General features: G+C 58.4%; 9 protein-coding genes. 5 read left to right on the forward strand and 4 right to left on the reverse strand.

Annotation, left to right across the window (positions count from 1 at the left end; all coding sequences use genetic code 11):
* Positions 1-23 precede the first annotated feature (23 nt).
* From LVD08_RS19710 to LVD08_RS19720, 3 genes are all read left to right on the forward strand, one after another.
* Positions 24-11,762, forward strand: coding sequence for a two-partner secretion domain-containing protein (locus LVD08_RS19710; RefSeq protein WP_247268983.1), 11,739 nt, complete (start codon positions 24-26; stop codon positions 11,760-11,762).
* Complete coding sequence (locus tag LVD08_RS19715) at positions 11,762-12,046, forward strand: hypothetical protein (RefSeq protein WP_115984953.1); 285 nt, start codon at positions 11,762-11,764, stop codon at positions 12,044-12,046. The genes LVD08_RS19710 and LVD08_RS19715 overlap by 1 nt, the downstream gene beginning before the upstream one ends.
* Before the next feature lie 237 nt (positions 12,047-12,283).
* On the forward strand, positions 12,284-12,649 hold the full coding sequence (locus tag LVD08_RS19720) for a hypothetical protein (RefSeq protein WP_247268984.1): 366 nt from the start codon (positions 12,284-12,286) through the stop codon (positions 12,647-12,649).
* A gap of 194 nt (positions 12,650-12,843) precedes the next feature.
* Here the strand turns inward: LVD08_RS19720 and LVD08_RS19725 are convergent, their stop codons facing one another.
* Entirely contained in the window at positions 12,844-13,887 is a 1,044-nt protein-coding gene (locus tag LVD08_RS19725) for an LLM class flavin-dependent oxidoreductase (RefSeq protein ID WP_247268985.1), read from the reverse strand.
* A gap of 158 nt (positions 13,888-14,045) precedes the next feature.
* Complete coding sequence (locus LVD08_RS19730) at positions 14,046-14,531, reverse strand: flavin reductase family protein (RefSeq protein WP_247268986.1); 486 nt, start codon at positions 14,529-14,531, stop codon at positions 14,046-14,048.
* A gap of 332 nt (positions 14,532-14,863) precedes the next feature.
* On the opposite strand from LVD08_RS19730, the gene LVD08_RS19735 reads away from it, so the two are divergent.
* Together LVD08_RS19735 and LVD08_RS19740 are read left to right on the forward strand one after the other, a co-directional pair.
* Positions 14,864-16,270, forward strand: a complete 1,407-nt coding sequence (locus tag LVD08_RS19735; RefSeq protein WP_247269026.1) for a purine-cytosine permease family protein — start codon at positions 14,864-14,866, stop codon at positions 16,268-16,270.
* A 345-nt stretch (positions 16,271-16,615) separates the two neighbouring features.
* Positions 16,616-17,716: a polyamine ABC transporter substrate-binding protein gene (locus LVD08_RS19740; RefSeq protein WP_047598364.1), complete on the forward strand. Its 1,101-nt coding sequence runs from the start codon at positions 16,616-16,618 to the stop codon at positions 17,714-17,716.
* Positions 17,717-17,962: 246 nt separating this feature from the next.
* Here LVD08_RS19740 and LVD08_RS19745 read toward each other — a convergent pair whose 3' ends face one another.
* Together LVD08_RS19745 and LVD08_RS19750 are read right to left on the reverse strand one after the other, a co-directional pair.
* Positions 17,963-18,940 carry a TerC family protein gene (locus LVD08_RS19745; RefSeq protein ID WP_247268987.1) on the reverse strand — a complete coding sequence of 326 codons (978 nt, stop codon included), beginning with the start codon at positions 18,938-18,940 and terminating at the stop codon, positions 17,963-17,965.
* Positions 18,941-19,126: 186 nt separating this feature from the next.
* Entirely contained in the window at positions 19,127-20,839 is a 1,713-nt protein-coding gene (locus LVD08_RS19750) for an amidase (protein ID WP_247269027.1), read from the reverse strand.
* Between the last annotated feature and the right edge of the window lie 38 nt (positions 20,840-20,877).

The raw sequence follows: 20,877 nt of genomic DNA on the forward strand, positions 1-20,877 counted from the left end.
TCAAATTCTTCGAGACCATCGACATGGATGTTCGTCAGTTCGCCTTCCTTGCAGGCCAGCCTTCTGCGGCCGTAAAAAACCGTGAGTCGTTTCTGGGCATGCCCAAGCGCGGGCTGGCGTTCCTGCTGGCGAACGTGATGTTCTGGCAACCGATGTGGGCGCAGGCCGACGGCATTGTCGTGGCCAACCCCAACACCGCGCTGGATCGGGCCGGCAATGGCGTGCCGATCATCAACATCGCCACGCCCAACGGCAGCGGGCTGTCGCATAACCAGTTCCACGATTACAACGTCGGCGCGCAGGGTGTCATCCTCAACAACGGCTCGGCGCAAACCTCGAACACCCAGTTGGCCGGGCACATCATCGGCAACCCGAACCTGAAAAACAGCGGCTCGGCGCAAGCGATTCTCAACGAAGTCATCAGCGGCAACCCAAGCCAGTTGCGCGGTTACACTGAAGTGGCGGGGCAGTCGGCGCGAGTGATAGTCGCCAACCCCTATGGCATCACCTGTAATGGTTGCGGCTTCATCAACGCGCCGCGCGTGACGCTGACCACCGGCAAACCGGTGCTGGATGGCGCGGGGCGGCTGGATCGTTTTCAGGTTGATCAGGGTTCTGTGGCCATCGAAGGCACCGGGCTTAACGCGACCAACGTCGACCGCTTCGAAATCATCACCCGCAGCGCGAAGATCAATGCGCAACTGCAGGCGCAGAATCTGACGATTGTTGCCGGGCGCAACGACGTCAACGCACAGACCTTGAACGCCACGGCCCGCGCCGATGATGGCAGCGCCAAGCCGCAACTGGCAATCGACTCTTCGGCACTCGGCGGCATGTATGCGGGAGCGATCAAACTGGTTGGCACCGAGGCCGGGGTCGGCGTGAAGCTCGACGGTAAACTGATCGCCAGCGGTGGCGATATTCAGCTTGATGCCAATGGTCAATTGAGCCTGGTTGATACCTCGGCGACCGGTGCGGTCAACGTCAAGGCGGCCAGTCTCGATGCGCGCGGGCCGGTGTATGCCGGCACGACATTGAACGTGCAAACCCAAGGTAATCTGACCAACCGCCAGACCCTGGCTGCCCGCGACAGTATCAACCTCAGTGCCGGTGGTCAGCTGACCAACGCCGGAGTCATCGAGGCCGGGGTCAACGCCGACGGCAGCCGTAACGCCAACGGTGATCTGAACCTGAGTGCGCAAAACCTCGACAACACTGGCAAAAGCCTCATCGCCGGCCGCAATCTGACAGTCAGCACTGCGCAAACCCTGAGCAACCAGGGCGGTACGCTCAGCGGACAAACCACGGCGATCATGGCGGGCACACTGGACAACCGCAATGCGGGACGCGTGCTCGGCAACGCGACGCTGAACGTCACCGCCAATCAGCTATTCAACACTCAAGGGGTGATCCATAGCTCGGGCAATCTGACCGGTAGTTTCGGTCAGATGGACAACAGCAACGGCGAGTTTTCCAGCAACGGCGTCACCCGGCTCAACGCGGCAACGGTGAACAACCGCAGCGGTCAGATCCTCGGCGATCTGGGGCTGAATATCGACCTCAGCGGCGCGCTGGACAACCGTGACGGCGTGCTCGGCTCCGGCCAGTGGGTGAGTCTGCAGGCGGCCAGCCTGGATAACCGCGATGGCGGTGTGCTCGTCAGCGACGGCAGCCTGACCGTGCGTCTGCGCGGCGCACTCGATAACCGCAACAAAGGCGAGATCACCGCCAAGGGCGCCATCGATGCGCAAGCCGGCAGCCTCGACAACCGCGACGGCAAAGTCATCGGCAAAACCACACTGGCACTGCGCAGCGATACGGCAGACAACCGCACAGGCGTGATCCAGGCTGATCAGCAACTGACGCTCAACGTCGATCGCCTGGACAACCGCGACAAGGGCCAGATCACCGGCAAGTCCGGTATCGCTTACGCCGGTACACGTCTGGACAACAGCGGCGGACTCATCAGTGCGGTCGGTCCGGTCAGCCTCAACGCGGGCGAAGTGCAAAACGCCGCAGGTCGGATCTCCAGCCAAGGTGATCTGACTGCGGCCATCGGGTTGCTGCAACAGCAGGGTGGTGCGCTGGTCGCTCAGGGCAATCTGAGCCTGACCGGCAAGACGCTCGACAACCGCAATGGCGGTCTGGTCGGCACCACAAAAGCGCTGACCCTGACACTCGACGACATCGACAACCGCAACGGCGAAATCTCCAGCAGTCTGCTGCTCAACATCAAGGGCCAGCGCCTGGACAACAGCGACGGCGGCAAGCTGCTGGCCGGCACCGATCTGGGCCTCGCCGTGGCGAAGCTGATCAACCTGAATAAAGGCCTGATCAGCGCCAAGGGCGCAACCACGCTGACTGGTAGCAGCCTGGATAACAGCGGCGGCCGCTTCAACAGTCTCAATGGTCTGGTGATTACCCTCGACGATGCCTTGATCAACGCGCAGGGCACTATCAGCAGCGAGGGCACGCTGACGGCCAATCTTGGCGGGTTCGACAACAGCGCCGGTAGCCTGAGCACAGCCGGCGTATTGTCGGTAACCAGTCGTGGCGCGGTGCTCAATCGGGCGGGTTCGATCAGCACCGACAGCTCCTTGACCCTGACCAGCGCCAGCCTCGATAACAGCCAGAAAGGTTTGATCAGCGCCAAAGGCGCCAGTCATGTCGATACCGGTGACTTCGATAACAGCCTGGGCGGCAAACTCACCAGTGAAGCGTCTCTGACGCTCAAGGCCGCTCAGGTCAACAACGCCACTGGCCGGATTGCCAGCCAGCAAGCGTTGAACGTATCGGTCACCGGGCTGGATCAGCAGGGTGGCGAACTGTTCAGCAAATCCGACCTGACCCTTGATTTGAACCATGGGCAATTGAACAACCAGAACGGTCTGATCAACGCGCCCGGCACCCTGCTGCTGAAAAACCTCAATGGCGTGAACAACCACAGCGGCGAAATCTCCAGCCAGCAAGCGTTCACGCTCGCGGCCAATGACCTGGACAACAGCAACGGCAAGTTGATCAGCCAGCAAGGGCTGACGCTGCGTATTGCTCAAGCCCTGAATAACCTCAAAGGTGTTATTTCTGCGGCGGCACTCGACAGCCATTCTGTCAGCCTCGAGAACCAGGATGGCTTGATCAGCAGTCGTGGCCCCCTGGTGCTGACCACCGACAAGACCTTGAACAACCAGTCCGGCACTCTCATCGCCGACAGTGAACTGACGCTGACCGCCGATACGCTGGTCAACCAGCAGGGCAGCATTGCCGGCAAGTCCGATGCTTCCATTCAGGTAAAAAGCCTGAACAACCAGAACGGTAAACTGATCGCCACCGGTGTGCTCAAACTGAGCGCCGAGACCCTCGACAATCGCCAGAGTGGCTTGCTCGGTTCGACCAAAGCCATGACCCTGACGGTCGATGCGCTGGACAACCGTGGCGGCGAAATCACCACCAACAGCGATCTGCTGCTGACCGGTAAAAAACTCGATAACAGCGATGGCGGCAAGGTCTTCACCAGCCAGGCACTGACGCTCACGGTCGATCAGTTGCTCAACCGCAACAAAGGCCTGATCGACACGGGCACGCTGCTGAAGCTGCAAGGACGTTCGCTGGACAACAGCGGCGGTGAGTTGCTCAGCCAGCAGAACATGCTGCTGAACCTCAGCGGCGACTTCACCAACTACCTCGGTAAAGTCAGCAGCGAAGGCGCGCTGACCGTCAATTCCGCGCAACTGAGCAACACTCAGGGCAGCCTGTCCAGCGCTGCAGACCTCACTCTCGACAGCACTGGCAAGGTCGATAACCAGGGCGGACGAATCGTCACCGATGGCCTCCTCGTGCTCAAAAGTACCGGCCTGGATAACCGGCAGAAGGGCACCCTCAGTGGCAAAGGCGCGGTCACGGTCACGACCGGTGACTTCGATAACAGCAGCGGTTCGCTGAGCAGCGCCGACACGCTCGACCTCGTCGCCGGCCAGGTCACCAACAGCGATGCCGGCAGCATCGGCAGCCAGGGCGCACTGACCGCATCGGTGACAGGCTTCGATCAACAGGGCGGCAAGCTGCTCAGCAACACGCGCCTGGGCCTGGACCTGAACCACGGCCAGTTGAACAACATCAACGGCGTCATCAGCGCACCCGGCACTCTGCTGCTCAAGCAACTCAACGGTGTCAACAACCAGGGCGGCACGATCTCCAGCACTGAAGCGTTCACCCTGACCGCGCAGAGCCTGGACAACAGCAACGGCAAACTCCTGAGCAATCAGGGCCTGACCCTGCGCATTGCCAACGCGCTGGACAACGTCAAGGGGCTGATCGGCGCGGCGTCGATTGATGCGCGGGCAGGCAGCCTGAACAACAGCGGTGGCAGCCTGGTCAGCCGTGGCGATCTTGAACTTACGGTCGATGGCCTGTTGCGCAACGATGCCAGCGGCCTGATCAGTGCTGCGCAGGCGCTGAACATCAGCAGCGCCGATCTGAACAACCAAAGCGGCACGCTGCTGGGTGTCAGCGAGGTCACGCTCAATGCGATGGCGCTGAACAACCGTGACAGTGGTTTGATCAACAGCAAGGGCAATCTGAAGCTGACCGCGACCAGTCTCGACTCCAGCAATGGCGGTGAAGTCTCCGCCGCGGGTGACATCGATCTGACCCTGACTTCGTTGACCCAGAACGGCGGCCGCCTGTTGGGCGACCACGCCATCACGCTGGACCTGGCCAATGGCGACCTCGACAACCAGAGCGGCCTGCTCACCTCCAAGGGGCCGTTGACCCTCAAGCGCCTGCGCGACCTGAACAACCAGCGCGGTGAGATCTCCAGCAACCTGAGTTTCGACGTCATCGCTCGTGCCGTGAACAACAACGCCGGCAAGTTGATCAGCGGCGAAAAACTCTTGCTGCGCGGCACCACACTGACCAACCAGAAGGGCTTGCTGTCCGGCTGGCAAGGGTTGAGCGTCAGCGGCAACAGCCTCGACAACCGCGACAGCGGCACACTCTCGAGCAAATTCGGGGATGTCGCGGTCGAGCTCCAGGACGCGTTGCTCAACAGTGGCGCCGGTGCACTAGTTGCCGAGGGCAGCCTGACCGTCAAGGCCGGCAGCCTCGATAACAGCAACAAGGGCATTCTGAGCAGCGGAGCAGGGCAGAGCCTGACGCTAAGCGGAGCGCTCAATAACAGTCAGGGCGGCTTGATCGCCAGCGACGGTGCGCTGGATCTGCTGAGCATGGCGCTGACCAACGTCGGCGGCGCGATCAATGCGCAGCAGGCGATCAACGCCACGGTTTCGCGACTGGACAACAGTGGCGGCCAGATCGCCAGCAACGACGCGATCACCCTCAACCTCAGCGGCGACCTCAACAACAACGGTGGCCGACTGGCTGGCGCGGGTCCTGTGCTGATCAAAGGCGTGACCGACCTGAGTAACCAGAACGGCCAACTCGCCAGCCAGAAGAATCTGAACCTGTCGACCGGCACGCTGGACAACAGCAACAAGGGCACCATCGCCGCCAGGGATCTGCTACAGATCACCGCCAGCGGCGCAGTGCGCAACAATGCTGACGGCTTGATCTACAGCCAAAACGCTGCCCTGCAACTGAAGGCGGCGAGCCTGAACAATGGCAAAGGCGCGCTGCAAAGTGAAAACGGCCTGACCCTCGATGTCAGCGGCAATCTCGACAACCAGAGCGGCAAAGTCATCGCACAAAACGGTGATGTCAGCGTCAACGCCGCCGACATCGATAACCGCGGCGGCATCCTGTCCAGCATCAAAGGCGCACTCGAAGCGCGCACGGTAGGTGTGCTGCGCAATGGCTACGACCTCAACAACAACCGTCAGGGCGGCATCATTCAGGCACAGGGTCTGAAGCTGTCGGCACTGGCCGGGCTGGACAACAACGGCGGACGCATCTCCGCGCAAGCGACAGACGCGAACATCACCACGGCCGGATTCGATAACCGCAACGGTGTGCTTTATGCCAAAGGTCTGGTGAGCGTCAGCGGCACCAATCTGGACAACGGTGCCGGGCAGATTGCCGGTGAGCGCATCGACTTCGGCCTCAGCGGCGCGCTGAGCAACGTTGCGGGTGTCATTGAAAGCAACACGCAACTCGCCGTCAGGGCGGCCAGCGTCAACAACCAGAATGGTCGTCTGCGTTCGCTGGGCAACTGGGGCAAGACCGATTTCCAGATAGGCGGCCAACTCGACAACCGTAACGGCGTGCTGGAAACCGCCAACACCGACATGACCGTCAACGTCGGCAGCTTCCTCAATGACGGCGGTCAGCTCAACCACGTCGGCCGCGGCAAGTTCGAGATCTCCACGGCAAATGTGATCGGTGCGGGGGGCAGCATCACCACCGGTGGGTTGCTGGAACTCAATGCTGATACCTGGAACAACTCCAGCGTGATTCAGGCCGGAACCTTGAACGTCAATGTCCGGCAATTCAGCCAGAGTGCCAACGGCAAGTTGCTCGCCTCGGATGTGTTGCAGGTGCGAGGCGGCAACTGGACCAACGACGGCTTGATCGCCAGTGATGGCCTGATCGATATGCAGTTGACTGGCGGCTACAGCGGTAATGGCCGACTGTCGAGCCAGCGCGGGACTTACCTCTCTGCTGCACAGATGAACATCGGCGCGAGCGGCAGTTTTGCCGCGGGTGCGACCTCGATCATCAGTGTCGGTGGGCAGTTCACTAACTCCGGGCGCATCACCTCCAGCCAAGACCTGACCGTCAATGCCGGTAGCGTGACCAACTACGGCACCTTGGGTGCGGCGCAAAACCTGAACATCAACACGCCTTCGTTGCTCAATGATCGCGGGCTGATTTTCAGCGGCAACGACATGACGCTCAGTGTCGGCAATCTGACCAACCAGCACGGTGATTTCTACGGGTTGGGGAATGTGACCATCAAGGGTTACGGCGGTGCTGCGCGGGCTGCAGGTGTCTACAACATCTCCGGGTCAATGGAGAGCGGTGGTGGGTTCCAGATCAACGCCGATGTTTTCGAGAACCGTACCGAAGGTCCGGTGATGTCGGGCGATCGCAAACTGATCTCGGGTTATATCGCCAATATTTGCAATGACTGCCAGGGTGACAATTACGTCTTCACACTGATGGCCAAAGAGTTTTATCAAAGTACGGACACTGATAGCAGCGCCTCGGCAGTGCTCAATGTCGGTAAGGATTTTGTTTTCCAGGGCGGTACGTTTCTCAATAGCAAAAGCACCGTCGCTGCTGGCGGCAATATCAATATCACCGCTGACAGTCTCAAAAACATCGGGGCGAAAAGCGGCACCATCGAACGCACAAGTACTTACATACTCAGCATGACCGACGGTGGTACCAAGCGGTTCTTTGACAGTGTCGTGACGCCTTACAACCAGCGCAATAACCCTGATTTTCCGTTTGTTTATTACATCGGAGCGGGAGGCAGCATACGTAAGGCCGTTCCCAAGTCCACGCGTATCAGAGAAGGGGGGCGCGACGGCGAGTGGTTTGACGTTGTAACACTCAAGGACAGCGAAACCGGCGCGGTCGTCAGTAAGCTGCGTGGATGGGGCAACGCGATACCAGGCCTGAATTACGGCTTTGAAACCACAACTCCCTCCCTGTATGACCCGAACAATCTGGTTGAACTGCCCGGCCAGTTGACCCAGTACAACGCGGAGTCTGTCAATGAGGTCGCTGTGGACAGCACCGGTGCCGCGAGCACCAACACTGGCCGCAATGCAGTCATCCAGGCGGGTGGTAACGTTTCGATCACGGCTGCCAAGGAACTGGAAAACAGCGTTATCCACCAGGACTACGGTTCGGCGGGAGGCACCAACAAAGTTGGTAACACCAACGTCGGCAACACCGGCACCACCGTCATCCGGATCAACAGCCAACTGCCGCCGGACCTCGCCCAGCAGCAGGTCAACCCGCTGTCCCTGCCAGGCTTTTCCCTGCCAACCGGGGAAAACGGTCTGTTCCGCCTGAGCGGCCAGGGCGCCGCTGATACCGCGCCGACCGCCGCAACCGGCCCGGCGCCGACCTGGACCGTGGGCGGGCAAACCGTCGCCACGGAAGCTCACGTCGTGGCTGGCAGCAGCGGCGGCCCGCGTAACCTTTTCATTGACGCGCCGCCCGCGGTCTCCGACAGCACGCGCGCAGTGGATGCGTTCCACCGCACCCCGAGCATCGTGCAGGCCGTGGCCAGCACGGTCGACGTCAACGTGCCAGTGAAACCCGCCGGCCCGGGCATGAAAGACCGCGGCAACGACGCCAGGGAGTCGATCGACACCCGTCCGGTGACCCGCGTCACCGGTCTGCCGGACACCAAGGCGCCGTCCAGCGCGCACAAATACCTGATCGAAACCAACCCGGTGCTGACCGACCTCAAGTCGTTCATGAGCTCCGACTACCTGCTGGAAAAACTCGGCTACGACCCCGACCAGAGCGCCAAGCGCCTCGGCGACGGCCTCTACGAACAACGCCTGATCCAGCAAGCCGTGACCGCCCGCACCGGCCAGGCTTTCATCGACGGCCAGACCTCCAACGAGGGCATGTTCAAGTACCTGATGAACAACGCCATCGCCAGCAAGGACGCCCTCAACCTGTCGGTAGGCGTCGGCCTCACCTCGCAGCAAGTCGCCGCGCTGACCCACGATATCGTCTGGCTCGAAGAGCACGAAGTGAACGGCGAAAAAGTGCTGGTGCCGGTGGTTTATCTGGCGCAGGCCAATGGTCGTCTGGGTCCTACCGGGGCGCTGATTGCCGGTAATGATGTGACGCTGATTGCCGGTGAGAACCTGGACAACGTCGGGACGTTAAAGGCGACGAATAATCTGTCGGCGACGGCGGGTAAGGATCTGGTCAACAGTGGAGTGATTGAGGCGGGCAATCGACTTGATCTGTTGGCGACCAATAATATCGTCAACAAGTCCGGCGGGATCATCACCGGGCGCGATGTGAACCTGACCACTCGCACCGGGGATGTGATCAACGAACGGACCATCACCTCGTCCGACAACAGCACCCGCTTCGGCACCCAGCATCATGACTACGCCGACAACGCCGCACGGATCGAAGCGGCCAATGACCTGACCGTCAAAGCGGCCAACGACATCAACATCACCGGCGGCGTGATGAAAAGCGGCCAGGACATGGTTCTGAATGCGGGGCGCGACATTAACGTGCCGTCGGTGCAAGTCACCAACAGCGTGTTCCATGACGATCGGCACAACAGCAGCGACATCACCCAATTGGGCGCTGACATTGATGCTGGGCGTGACTTCAAGGCTGATGCGAGTCGTGATCTCACAGTCATCGCCAGTCAGATCGACGCCAAGCGTGACCTTGCGATGTCAGCCACGGAAAACCTGACTGTTAGTTCGGCTGCTGATGAAGAACATTCTTTATCCAAGAATAAGAAAGTTACCCGTCAGGAAGATCACGTCAGCCAGGTCATGTCCGGTATTACCGCAGGCGGTGATGTGGCGTTGGCTGCGGGCCAGAATCTTGCGGTGATCTCCAGCCGCATCACCTCAGGGGATGAGGCTTATCTGGTGGCCGGGGACCGTATCGATATCCTTGCCGCGCAGGACACGGATTACTCGTTGTATGACATGAAGAAAAAGGGCAGCTTCGGCAGCAAAAAAACCAAGCGCGACGAAGTCACTAGCGTCACTCATGTCGGCACTGGAATCACCACAGGTGGAGACCTGATTTTGGTCAGTGGTGGTGATCAGCGCTATCAAGTGGCGAAGCTTGATAGCGGTAACAACCTGATGGTGCAAAGCGGTGGTTCCGTGACCTTTGAAGGGGTAAAGGACCTCAAGCAGGAAAGTCACGAAAAAAGCAGTAGCAGCCTGTCCTGGAACTCCATGAAGGGTAAGGGGCACACCGACGAAACCTTGCGACAAAGTGAATTGACCGCGGAAGGGAATCTGGTGATCAGAGCGGTCGATGGACTGAAGATTGATATCAGGCAAATCGACCAGAAAACGGTGAGCCAGACCATTGAGACAATGGTGCAGGCTAATCCGCAGTTAGCTTGGTTGAAGGACGCCGAGCAACGCGGAGATGTCGATTGGCGCAAGGTGCAGGAGGCTCATGAGAGCTTCAAGTACAGCCACTCTGGACTTGGTCAGGGTGCGATGTTGGCGATCATCATCATCGTGACCGCATTGACTGCGGGTGCAGCAAGTGCCGCTGTAGGTACGGCGGCTGGAGCGACGGCAGGGTCGGGAACCGCCATGGCGGCTGCAGGAACTTCGCTTGCAGGCACTGCGACTGCCGCCGGTTGGGCGAATATTGCTGCAACTGCTGTGTTGACGTCTGCTGCCAGTGGCGCAGTGATCAGTACGATCAATAATGGAGGGAATCTGGGAGCAGTTATCAAGGATGTCACTTCAACCGACAGTCTGAAAAATTATGTAGCGGCTGGGGTTAGTGGTGGCATTGCGGGTCAGGCTATTGGTGTTCGATTGGCGGTTAATTCGGCACTGAAAACTGTTGTCAACGGTGGGAAGTTCAAAGACAACTTGAGTCAGGCGGTAATCGGCCTGGCGGCAGATGCCTTGAGCGGTGCCATTTACGAAAAAGTCGGTGATAGCCTTCTTGGCAGTGGTTTACCAACCAAAGTCGCCGTGCATGCGATTGTCGGTGGATTGATCGGTGAAGCTGCCGGTGGAGACTTTGCAACCTCCGCATTGGCTGCCGGCGCGAACAAGGCACTCATTGACTTAGCCGGGGAGAAAATATTCCCGGGTGCTGCGCACGATCAAGTACTGGCTATGACCTCTCAACTGCTGGGCATGACGGTAGCTGCCGCAGCGGGAGGAAGCGATAAAGATCAACAAGTTGCAGGATGGGTGGCACAGCAGGCTACAGCTAATAACTACTTGACCCATGCGCAGAAAGAGGCCATTTCCAAGCAATTGGTAGAGGCGTGCGGGAAGGATGTGCAATGTCAGGAAAATGAGCTGAACAAGTGGAAGCCTATAGCCGATAGCCAGAATGGTTTCAATGAGGCTGAGCAGGCTCAATTTGACCAGGCTAGCAAGACCCTGGGAGAGAAATTGCTGCTGAATTGTCAGTCGGATTTCTGTAAGGCTTTCACTTTAGTCAGCGTAAAAATGGCGAACCTGAGCTGTGGCACTATCTCGTGTTTGCGAGAAACAGCCGGAGAAACTCAAAAGTCGCAATACCTGCTGCAAGGGCAATGGGGTAAACTTTTTCTTGATGCGTTAGGAGATGGTGGTGCCATCGCGGGTGCGATTCTCCCAGTCCTTACGGCCTCCAAAGCAGTGGGGGGTGCAGAAGCAATTATTGATGGCGCAGGTGGTGTAAAAGTAACTGGTGGCACTGTCGGAAAGGTGGATGATCTAGCTACCAGTGGCTTAAGTTCAGGGTCAAACCTTCCAAGTGGAACAGGCCTTGGTGGTTTCAAGGTCGGCTTAAGTGCAGACGACATCACTGCTATAAATTCACAGTTTGGCGGTTCGGTTTCATTTAGAGAAGTTGATACGGCTATTGCAAATGCTGCCAATTATGATGGTTTTTATAATAAGGTTGGCTCAATGATCAGGGATATTGCTGGCGGGCATCTGTTTGATAATGGGAACAAGCGGACTGCCGTCGAGGTGGTTGAGCAGTTGATTATAAGAAACGGCGTGGATGGCCCGCCAAAACAAATTATTTGGAATGTGGTGGATAAAGTTGCGACAGGGGAACTGACTAATGTCCAAGATATTTCAAAAGCATTAAGAGGGCTGGATTAATGTCTTTCTATGAGCTTTCTGAAAAGTATGCAGCCCGTTTCGGTTCGCCAAGTATGAATAGCGTCGGGCTAGAGGAGTTTATTCAAATACTAGAGTTGGTGGCGATGAAAAATAAGGGTTTTTTCATCTTTAAGGTGGATGGTGAAAGAGAGAGTAATGTTTATACTTTTGTTTTAAATATGTCGACAAGTAATAATGTTGTAATAAGGAAAGATACAGATAGCGTGCGGGAAGGTATGGAGTATTTTTTCTCTGAGCTTGAGCGGCTCGGCATATATCCATAACTTGATGTTTAGACATTTTGCCTAGCCTCGATTGCATAACCTATATTGATGTTTGCTGTAAAAGTGATTTGAATTGCACCGGCCTCGCGCCGGTGTTGTTCTATCTACTTAGGGCAATAGGTAATGCAATAAAGGTAAATGGGGACAGTCCACGTTTAGAAAGCACTCCGAAAATGTGGTCTGTCCCCGTTAACCCTCAAAAATTCAATTGAATGTATTGACAGTGGAAAATTGAATATGCGAGTCGATAGTATGTTTAGTCAGGCTAGAGCTATGGTTGCAGGGAACTATAGCTACGCGATTGATGAGCTTGGTTTTCGTCCGGAACAAGCGTTTGCGTATACTCAAGATGAATTGGAGCGTCTTATGCGAAAGGATGCTCCTGGCGCTAACGCTGTTCTTCAGACTGCTATTTATTTGGAAGGCATTCGTCGTGGACTAAGGCTGTCAAGGGAAAGTCAATACGCTATTGATATGTTGGAGGTTTTGGCAGATACGTACGAAAAGTGCAGCGTTGAGAGTCTTATAGAGATCGGCGTTGATGATAAAGAATTAGAGATCATCCAGTCTGATATGGACACTGTTAGGAAAGTGTTTTTGTGATTGAAATTATTAGGCCGGGTTTCAATTGTTTCTATGAAGGTGGACCTGTGATAAATGGGGACAGACCCTGAGGGATCCCCACAAATCTACTCAATTTGGCGGTGGAATATCCCAGAAGATTATTTGCATGCTGAACTGAAAAGCCCCGAACTACTCGGGGCTTTTTTTATTTGGGGCGGGCAGTCAGCAATGACTTAACGAAACGCCGGCACCACATCCCTGATAAACAACTCCAGCGACTTCTTCTTCTCCTCATGCGGCAGACTGTTGTCACACCAGAAACTGAACTCATCCACCCCCAGCTCCTGGTAATACTTGATTCGCGGAATAATCTCTTCCGGCGTACCAATCATCGCCGTCTTGTGCAAACTCTCCAGCTCAAACTCTGGACGCCCGGCAAACTTCTCTTCAGGGCTTGGAGCGAGGAAGCCGTTGACTGGCACCTCCTTGTTGCCGAACCACGCATCAAACGTGCGGTAAAAACGTGAGATCGCTTTAGCGCCGACTTTCCAGCCTTCTGGGTCGTCAGCCGAATGCACGTGGGTGTGGCGCAGCACCATCAATTGCGGACGCGGTACATCTGGATTGTTATCCAAGGCGGCCTGGAACTTGTTCTTCAGGTCGACAACTTCTTCATCACCTTTCATCAACGGCGTGACCATCACGTTGCAACCGTTGGCCACGGCGAAATTGTGCGAATCCGGGTCGCGGGCGGCGATCCACATCGGTGGGTTCGGTTTCTGAATCGGTTTTGGCACGCTGGTCGAGGTCGGGAATTTCCAGATGTCGCCGTCGTGGGCGTAGTCGCCTTGCCACAGGGCGCGGACCACCGGGACCATTTCGCGCAGGGCCTGACCGCCGCTGGAGGCGGGCATGCCGCCGGCCATGCGATCGAATTCGACCTGATAGGCGCCGCGCGCGAGGCCGACTTCCATGCGTCCATTACTGATCACGTCGAGCAACGCGCATTCACCGGCCACCCGCAGCGGGTGCCAGAACGGCGCGATGATGGTGCCGGCGCCGAGGTGGATGGTGGTGGTTTTGGCGGCGAGGTAGGCCAGCAGTGGCATCGGGCTCGGCGAGATGGTGTATTCCATCGCGTGATGTTCGCCGATCCACACGGTGCTGAAACCGCCGGCCTCGGCCATCAGGGTCAGTTCGGTCAGGTCTTCGAACAGTTGACGGTAGCTGACGCTTTCGTCCCAGCGTTCCATGTGGATGAACAGGGAAAATTTCATGACGCTTCCTCGGATCTTTTATTGTTGAGGCTACAAAACTGTGTGGGAGGGGCTTGCTCCCGAAAGCGCTGGATCAATCGACATCTCTGGTGGCTGACACATCGCCTTCGGGAGCAAGCCCCCTCCCACAGTGGATTTGTGTGGGGTTGAAGTTTTGCTCAGGCCAGAACGGGCAGGGCGCGCATCTTGCCGTGGCAATACACCAGCGGCCCGGTGTGCTGCTCCGGGACGATCAGGTTCTTCACCGCGCCGACCATGATCGCGTGGTCACCACCTTCGTATTCGCGCCATAACTCACATTCGATGATAGCCGTCGCGTTGGCCAGGATCGGGTTGCCCAGCTCGCTCAACGTCCACTCGATGCCCTGCGCCTTGTCCTTGCCTTTACGGGCGAAGGCATAAGCTTCGCTTTGCTGGCCGCCGGACAGGACGTGGATCGCGAATCGCTTGTTCTTGATCAGCACGGGATAAGAATCGGAGCTGTAGTTGGGGCAGAACAGCACCAGGGCCGGGTCCATCGACAGTGAACTGAAGGCGCTGGCGGTGAGGCCGACGATCTGGCCGTCATCGTCCAGCGTGGTGATGACAGTGACGCCGGATGGAAACGAGCCCATGACTTGTTTGTAGATGGCAGCATCGATCATTGGACGGTCCTCGGGTGTTGTGACGCGATTTTTATGTATTTGTTGGTCTGATGGTATACCAGTATTTTTTCTTTGCAAGGGCTTTTAGGCTGAACCGATAAACGTGGTGCTTTCGTCGGAAACTCAGCATTTATTGGGCTTCTGGCTGGCCTGCAGGCCGCAGTATCAGTGAGGATGGCGGATCAGGTAGCGCCGTAAACTACGGATCAGTCTTGTGAAATGTTTGGAATACCATAATATGGTCTGCATCTGAGGGGCAACCCAGAGTCCCCCCGGTTTGGCTTCATACAAAGATAAGAACAGACAAACTCGAGTTCATGAATATGTCCCAGATGTCCCAGATGTCCCGGCAAGATCCGTTGATCGAGAATCACACGGTCGACTACGTCCCACTCGCGGAACGCCACGGGAAGGCCCGCGACCTGTTCACCTTATGGTTCAGCACCAACATCGCGCCACTGCCCATCGTCACCGGCGCCATGGTGGTTCAGGTGTTCCATCTCGACTTGCTTTGGGGGCTGCTGGCGATTGCGCTGGGGCACCTGATCGGCGGCGTGGTGATCGCCCTGGCGTCGGCGCAGGGGCCGCGCATGGGCATTCCGCAAATGGTGCAGAGTCGTGGCCAGTTCGGGCGTTACGGCGCACTGCTGATCGTGTTTTTTGCGGCGCTGATTTACATCGGTTTCTTCATTTCCAACATCGTGCTGGCCGGTAAGTCGATTGTCGGCATCGCACCTTCGGTACCGGCGCCGCTGAGCATTTTGATCGGTGCGCTGGCGGCCACGGCGATTGGCGTGATCGGCTACAACTTCATCCACACGCTCAACCGCATCGGCACCTGGGTGATGGGCAGCGCGCTGCTCGCCGGTTTCATCTACATCTTCGCCCACGACTTGCCGGCAGACTTCCTGACGCGCGGCAGCTTCAACCTGTCGGGCTGGCTGGCGACGGTGTCGCTGGGGATTATCTGGCAGATCAGTTTCTCGCCGTACGTTTCCGACTATTCGCGTTATCTGCCGGCGGATATCGGTATCGCCAAACCGTTCTGGGCGACCTATTTGGGAGCGACGCTGGGGACGATTCTGTCGTTCAGCTTTGGCGCCGTGGCGGTGCTGGCAACGCCTGAAGGCACTGAAGCGATGGCTGCGGTCAAGCAGTCCACCGGTTGGCTCGGGCCGATTCTGATGGTGCTGTTCCTGCTCAATATCATCAGCCACAACGCGCTGAATCTGTACGGCGCGGTGCTGTCGATCATCACCTCGATCCAGACCTTTGCCAGTCAGTGGACGCCGAGCATCAAGGTGCGTGTGCTGTTGTCGAGCGTGGTGCTGGCGGGGTGCTGCGTGGTGGCGCTGGGGGCCTCGGCGAATTTCATTTCGCAGTTCATCGGACTGATTCTGGCGTTGCTGCTGGTGTTGGTGCCGTGGGCGTCGATCAACCTGATCGACTTCTACCTGATCAAGCGCGGCAGCTATGACATCACCTCGATTTTCCGCGCGGACGGCGGCATTTACGGGCGCTTCAATCTGCACGCAATCATTGCCTATTTCATCGGGATCATTGTGCAACTGCCGTTCGCCAATACGTCGCTGTACGTCGGGCCGTACGCCAATCTGGTCGACGGCGCCGATCTGTCATGGCTGTTCGGCCTAGTGGTGACGGTGCCGTTGTATTACTGCCTCGCCACACGTGGGCAGACCCGGCAGAGCAGGGCGGCGCGGTTGAGTTATACCGACTGACCAATCATCAATAAACTGTGGCGAGGGAGCTTGCTCCCGCTGGACTGCGCAGCAGGCCCTGCTTTTCTAAATCGAAGAGCGAGGTCCGCTGCGCGGCCCGGCGGGAGCAAGCTCCCTCGCCACAAATGATGTTTCCTTAGCCCTTGTGCATTCCAGCGGACATTCAAATTGGCCATTTCGATCCCCTTTTGGCCCGTCAACCACTGTGCCGCGGCCCCGCGGTCGGCAAGAATCAAAGCCATAACGAAACGCTGGACCTTCCTTGCCCTTGGCTACCTTTACAGCCGCTGCCGTGTACAGAACATAAAAACCATCGATCTCACGTCGCAATCCGGGGAAACAAACATGGTCACGATGAAACGCATTCTGGGTGCCACCGTGTGTGGGCTGACGCTGCTGGCCAGCGCGGTGCACGCCGAACAGCGCGAACTGCGGGTGTACAACTGGGCGGATTACATTTTGCCGTCGGTGCCCAAGGATTTCGCCGCGAAGACCGGCATCAAAGTGACCTGGGACACCTTCGACACCAACGAATCGCTGGAGGCCAAGTTGCTCACCGGCAACTCCGGTTACGACCTGGTGGTGCCGTCGAACCAGTTCATCGACACCCAGATCAAGGCCGGCGTGTTCCAGAAACTCGACAAGTCGAAACTGCCGAACTGGAGTCATCAGGATCCGGCGCTGCTCAAACTGCTCGACGCCAATGACCCTGGCAACCAGTACGGCGTGCCCTACATGTACGGCACGGTGCTGATCGGTTTCAACCCGGCCAAGGTCAAGGCTGCCCTCGGCGACAACGCGCCGGTCGACAGCTGGGATCTGGTGTTCAAGCCGGAGAACATGGAGAAGCTCAAATCCTGCGGCGTGGCGATGCTCGATTCGCCGTCGGAAATTCTGCCGCTGGCCCTGCATTACCTCGGTCTCGATCCGAACAGCCAGAACCCGGCCGACTATGAAAAGGCCAAGGATCTGATGCTGAAGATTCGTCCGTACGTGACCTACTTCAACTCGGCCAAATACATGACCGACATCGCCAATGGCGACATCTGCGTGGCCATCGGATACTCCGGCAGCTTCTATCAGTTCGGCAACCGCGCGAAAGAGGCGGGTAACGGTGTGGTGGTCGATTGGCGTTTGCCGAAGGAAGGCGCGCCGATCTGGTTTGATACTTTCGCCATTCCGAAGAGCGCGAAGAACGTCGAAGAGGCGCATGAATTCCTCAACACCTTGCTCGATCCGAAAGTCATTGCGCCGATCAGTGATTTCCTCGGCTACCCGAACGTGAACAAGGACTCGATGCCGCTGGTGAACAAGGACATCACCGGCAACCCGAACCTGACGCCAACGCCTGAGGCCCTGAAAACCCTCTACGTGGTCCAGCCACTGCCGCAAAAACTCGAACGCGTACGCACGCGAGTGTGGACCAGCATCAAGTCCGACAAGTAACGCCGCGGTCACCTGTAGGAGTGAGCCTGCTCGCGATGCGTCGTGTCAGCCGACATTGATGCTGGATGCACCGGCCCCTTCGTGAGCAAGCCCACTCCCACCCTGGATCTCGGCGAGTCGCAGATCTTTCATTCACTGCCAATCCACTGTGGGAGCGGGCTTGTCCGCGAAGGCGTCCGCTCAGCCGACATTTCCATTGAATCTCACGCCGCCATCGCGAGCACGCTCACTCCTGCAGATGTTGTGTCATTCGGTGCGTTGGAGGTTTTCCTTGCGAGTGACGATCAGACTCAACACCACCGACCCCAGAATCACCCCGCCGACCACCGCCAGTGACCATTCCACCGGCATGTGAAACCAAGGCATCAGCGTCATCTTGCCGCCGATGAACACCAGCACAACTGCCAGTCCGTACTTGAGCAAATGAAAGCGGTCTGCCATGTCTGCCAGCAGGAAGTACAACGCCCGCAGGCCCATGATCGCGAAGATGTTCGAGGTGAACACAATGAACGGATCGGTGGTGACCGCGAAGATCGCCGGGATGCTATCGACTGCAAACATCAGGTCGCTGGCCTCGATCAGCACCAGCACGAGGAACATCGGCGTGGCCCAGCGCACGCCGTTCTGCAGCACGAAAAAGCGCTCGCCGTGAAAGCCCTGGGTGATCCGCATGTGCCCGCGCACCCAGCGCAGCAGCGGGTTTTTGTCGAGGTCCGGTTGCTGCTCGGCGAACATCAGCATCTTGATCCCGGTGATGATCAGGAACACCCCGAAGGCATACAGCAGCCACTCGAACTGCGACACCAGCCACACCCCGGCGAAGATCATCGCCGCGCGCATCACGATCGCCCCGAGTACGCCGTACAGCAGCACCCGGCGCTGCAATTCCGGTGGCACGGCGAAATAGCTGAAGATCATCACGAAGACGAACATGTTGTCGATCGACAGTGACTGCTCGATCAAATAACCGGTGAGGAATTCCAGCGTCTTGCGCTGGGCAATTTCGGCGCCGAACTCGCCGTTCAAGTACCACCAGAGCAACCCGGCGAAGGCCAAGGCCAGTGCGCACCAGGCGATCACCCAACAGGACGCTTCCCGCACTGAAACGCGGTGTGCCTTGCGTCCGCCGAAGACGAACAAATCCAGTGCAAGCATGGCGAGGACGAAGACGATAAACGCGCCCCACATCCATGGTTCGCCGATATTGATGTTGGTGGTTGGCATGGCTGGCTCCCTGGCTTTTATTGAATTAGGGTCAGGCAGGGCCATGCTAGCGGCGATTTTGGTTGCAAGAAAAATCGCTTATTTCTGAGCAACAGTTCGGGAAAAGCGAAGTGTCGCGATCAGGGAGGGGGAATAGCGGCGACGGGAATTGAGACCTTTTGCGGCCTCAATCCCGTCCGTGTTCGCTTACTTGGCGGCAGTCAGCGCCGGAGTGCGCGGCGGCACCTGACGCTTCGATCCGGTAGCCTCAAACGCCGAGGCCAGACGCAACAGATTCGAGTCATCGTAAGCACGACCGGCGAAAGTCAGACCAACCGGCATGCCGATGTCGGCCATGATCCCCATCGGCACAGTGACAGTCGGCACACCGAGATGCCGGATCGCCAGATTGCCGTTGGCGACCCAGATGCCATTGCTCCAGGCGGTGTCCGCCGATTCCGGATTGATATCGGCATCTGCCGGGCCAACGTCGGCGTTGGTCGGGAACAGCACAGCGTCGAGTTTCAGTGTGTCCATCCAGTCTTCGAGGTCGAGCTTGCGGGTCTTTTCCAGACCGCGCAGGCCATCGGGCAGCGTCGGGATCTGATCCCACGGAGTGATCCCGCGCTCGGCCATGCGCACGTATTCGTCCATGCCGGCGGCCAGATCGCCTTCACGGTTGGGCAGGGTACCCGGGTCGTGCGGGAAGATTTTCGGCCCGTCGACATCGGCCAGGCGATTGAGCTTCGGATCGCCGTTGGCGCGCAGGAAATCGTCGAAGGCCCAGGCCGACAGATCCCACAGTTCGTGGTGGAGGAATTCCTTGGAAACGATGCCGCGATTGAACACGGTCGGCGCGCCGGGGCGGTCGCCTTCGCAGTTGGAAACCAGCGGGAAATCCACTTCGATGACTTCGGCGCCGGCCGCTTCCAGAGCAGCGCGGGCCTGTTTCCACAGGTCGATCACTGACGCACGAGTGTTGATGCGCTGCCCGGTCGGGCCGCCGATGCCTGGGGCTTCGCTGGTGCCGGCTTCGGGGTCGGCGTTGATGTACATCTTCGGTACACCGAGGCGTTTACCGGCCAGTGCATCGGACTTTACCGCCAGCTCGGCGTAGGAAGCCGGGCGCACCGAATCGACGCTCGGGATCGGTACCCACGGCTGCAGGCGCCACAGATCGCCACGGGTGTCGGGGTCTTCAGCAACCACCACGTCGAGCACTTCAAGCAGATCGGCCATGGTGCGGGCGTATGGCACCACCACGTCCATGGTCGGCGTCAGCGGCCAGTTGCCGCGCACCGAGATCACCCCGCGCGACGGCGTATAGGCGCACAAACCATTGTTCGACGCCGGACCGCGACCGCTCGACCAGGTTTCTTCCGCCAGGCCGAACGCCGAGAAGCTCGCCGCGGTCGCGGTGCCGGCACCGTTGGACGAGCCGGAAGCAAACGGCGCAGTCAGATAAGCAGCGTTATACGGGCTTTCGGCCCGGCCATAGACGCCACGCTGCATGCCGCCATTGGCCATCGGCGGCATGTTGGTCTTGCCCAGGCAGATCGCTCCGGCGCCGCGCAAGCGTTCGATGGTGAAGGCGTCGCGATGCGCCACCAGATCGGCGAAGGCCGGGCTGCCGGAAGCCGCGGTCAGACCCTTGACCAGATAGCTGTCCTTGGCGGTGTAAGGGATGCCATCCAGCGGGCCGAGGGTTTCGCCCTTGGCCCGGCGTGCATCGGACGCCTGGGCCTCTGCCAGTGCTTCGGGATTGCGTACGACCACGGCGTTCAGTGCGGTGGCGGTGTTCGGGCCGTCGTAGGCGTCGATCCGGGCCAGATAGGCCTGCACCAGTTCAACCGCGGTGGTCTGGCCGGCTTCGAGCGCCGCGCGTAATTGAGCAATGGAGACTTCAGTGACTTCGATCATGCTGTTACCGCCGACAGGTTCGCTAAAGGGGTGGGTCA

The organism is Pseudomonas sp. YL2 (genome assembly GCF_023063025.1).
GTDB classification, from domain to species: Bacteria; Pseudomonadota; Gammaproteobacteria; order Pseudomonadales; family Pseudomonadaceae; genus Aquipseudomonas; species Aquipseudomonas putida_A.

Excerpts from the sequence above, each read along its gene's own strand:
- LVD08_RS19725 (WP_247268985.1), bottom strand. The coding sequence starts at position 13,887 with ATGAAATTTTCCCTGTTCATCCACATGGAACGCTGGGACGAAAGCGTC.
- LVD08_RS19720 (WP_247268984.1), top strand. The coding sequence starts at position 12,284 with ATGCGAGTCGATAGTATGTTTAGTCAGGCTAGAGCTATGGTTGCAGGG.
- LVD08_RS19735 (WP_247269026.1), top strand. The coding sequence starts at position 14,864 with ATGTCCCAGATGTCCCGGCAAGATCCGTTGATCGAGAATCACACGGTC.
- LVD08_RS19745 (WP_247268987.1), bottom strand. The coding sequence starts at position 18,940 with ATGCCAACCACCAACATCAATATCGGCGAACCATGGATGTGGGGCGCG.
- LVD08_RS19750 (WP_247269027.1), bottom strand. The coding sequence starts at position 20,839 with ATGATCGAAGTCACTGAAGTCTCCATTGCTCAATTACGCGCGGCGCTC.
- LVD08_RS19730 (WP_247268986.1), bottom strand. The coding sequence starts at position 14,531 with ATGATCGATGCTGCCATCTACAAACAAGTCATGGGCTCGTTTCCATCC.
- LVD08_RS19740 (WP_047598364.1), top strand. The coding sequence starts at position 16,616 with ATGGTCACGATGAAACGCATTCTGGGTGCCACCGTGTGTGGGCTGACG.
- LVD08_RS19710 (WP_247268983.1), top strand. The coding sequence starts at position 24 with ATGGATGTTCGTCAGTTCGCCTTCCTTGCAGGCCAGCCTTCTGCGGCC.
- LVD08_RS19715 (WP_115984953.1), top strand. The coding sequence starts at position 11,762 with ATGTCTTTCTATGAGCTTTCTGAAAAGTATGCAGCCCGTTTCGGTTCG.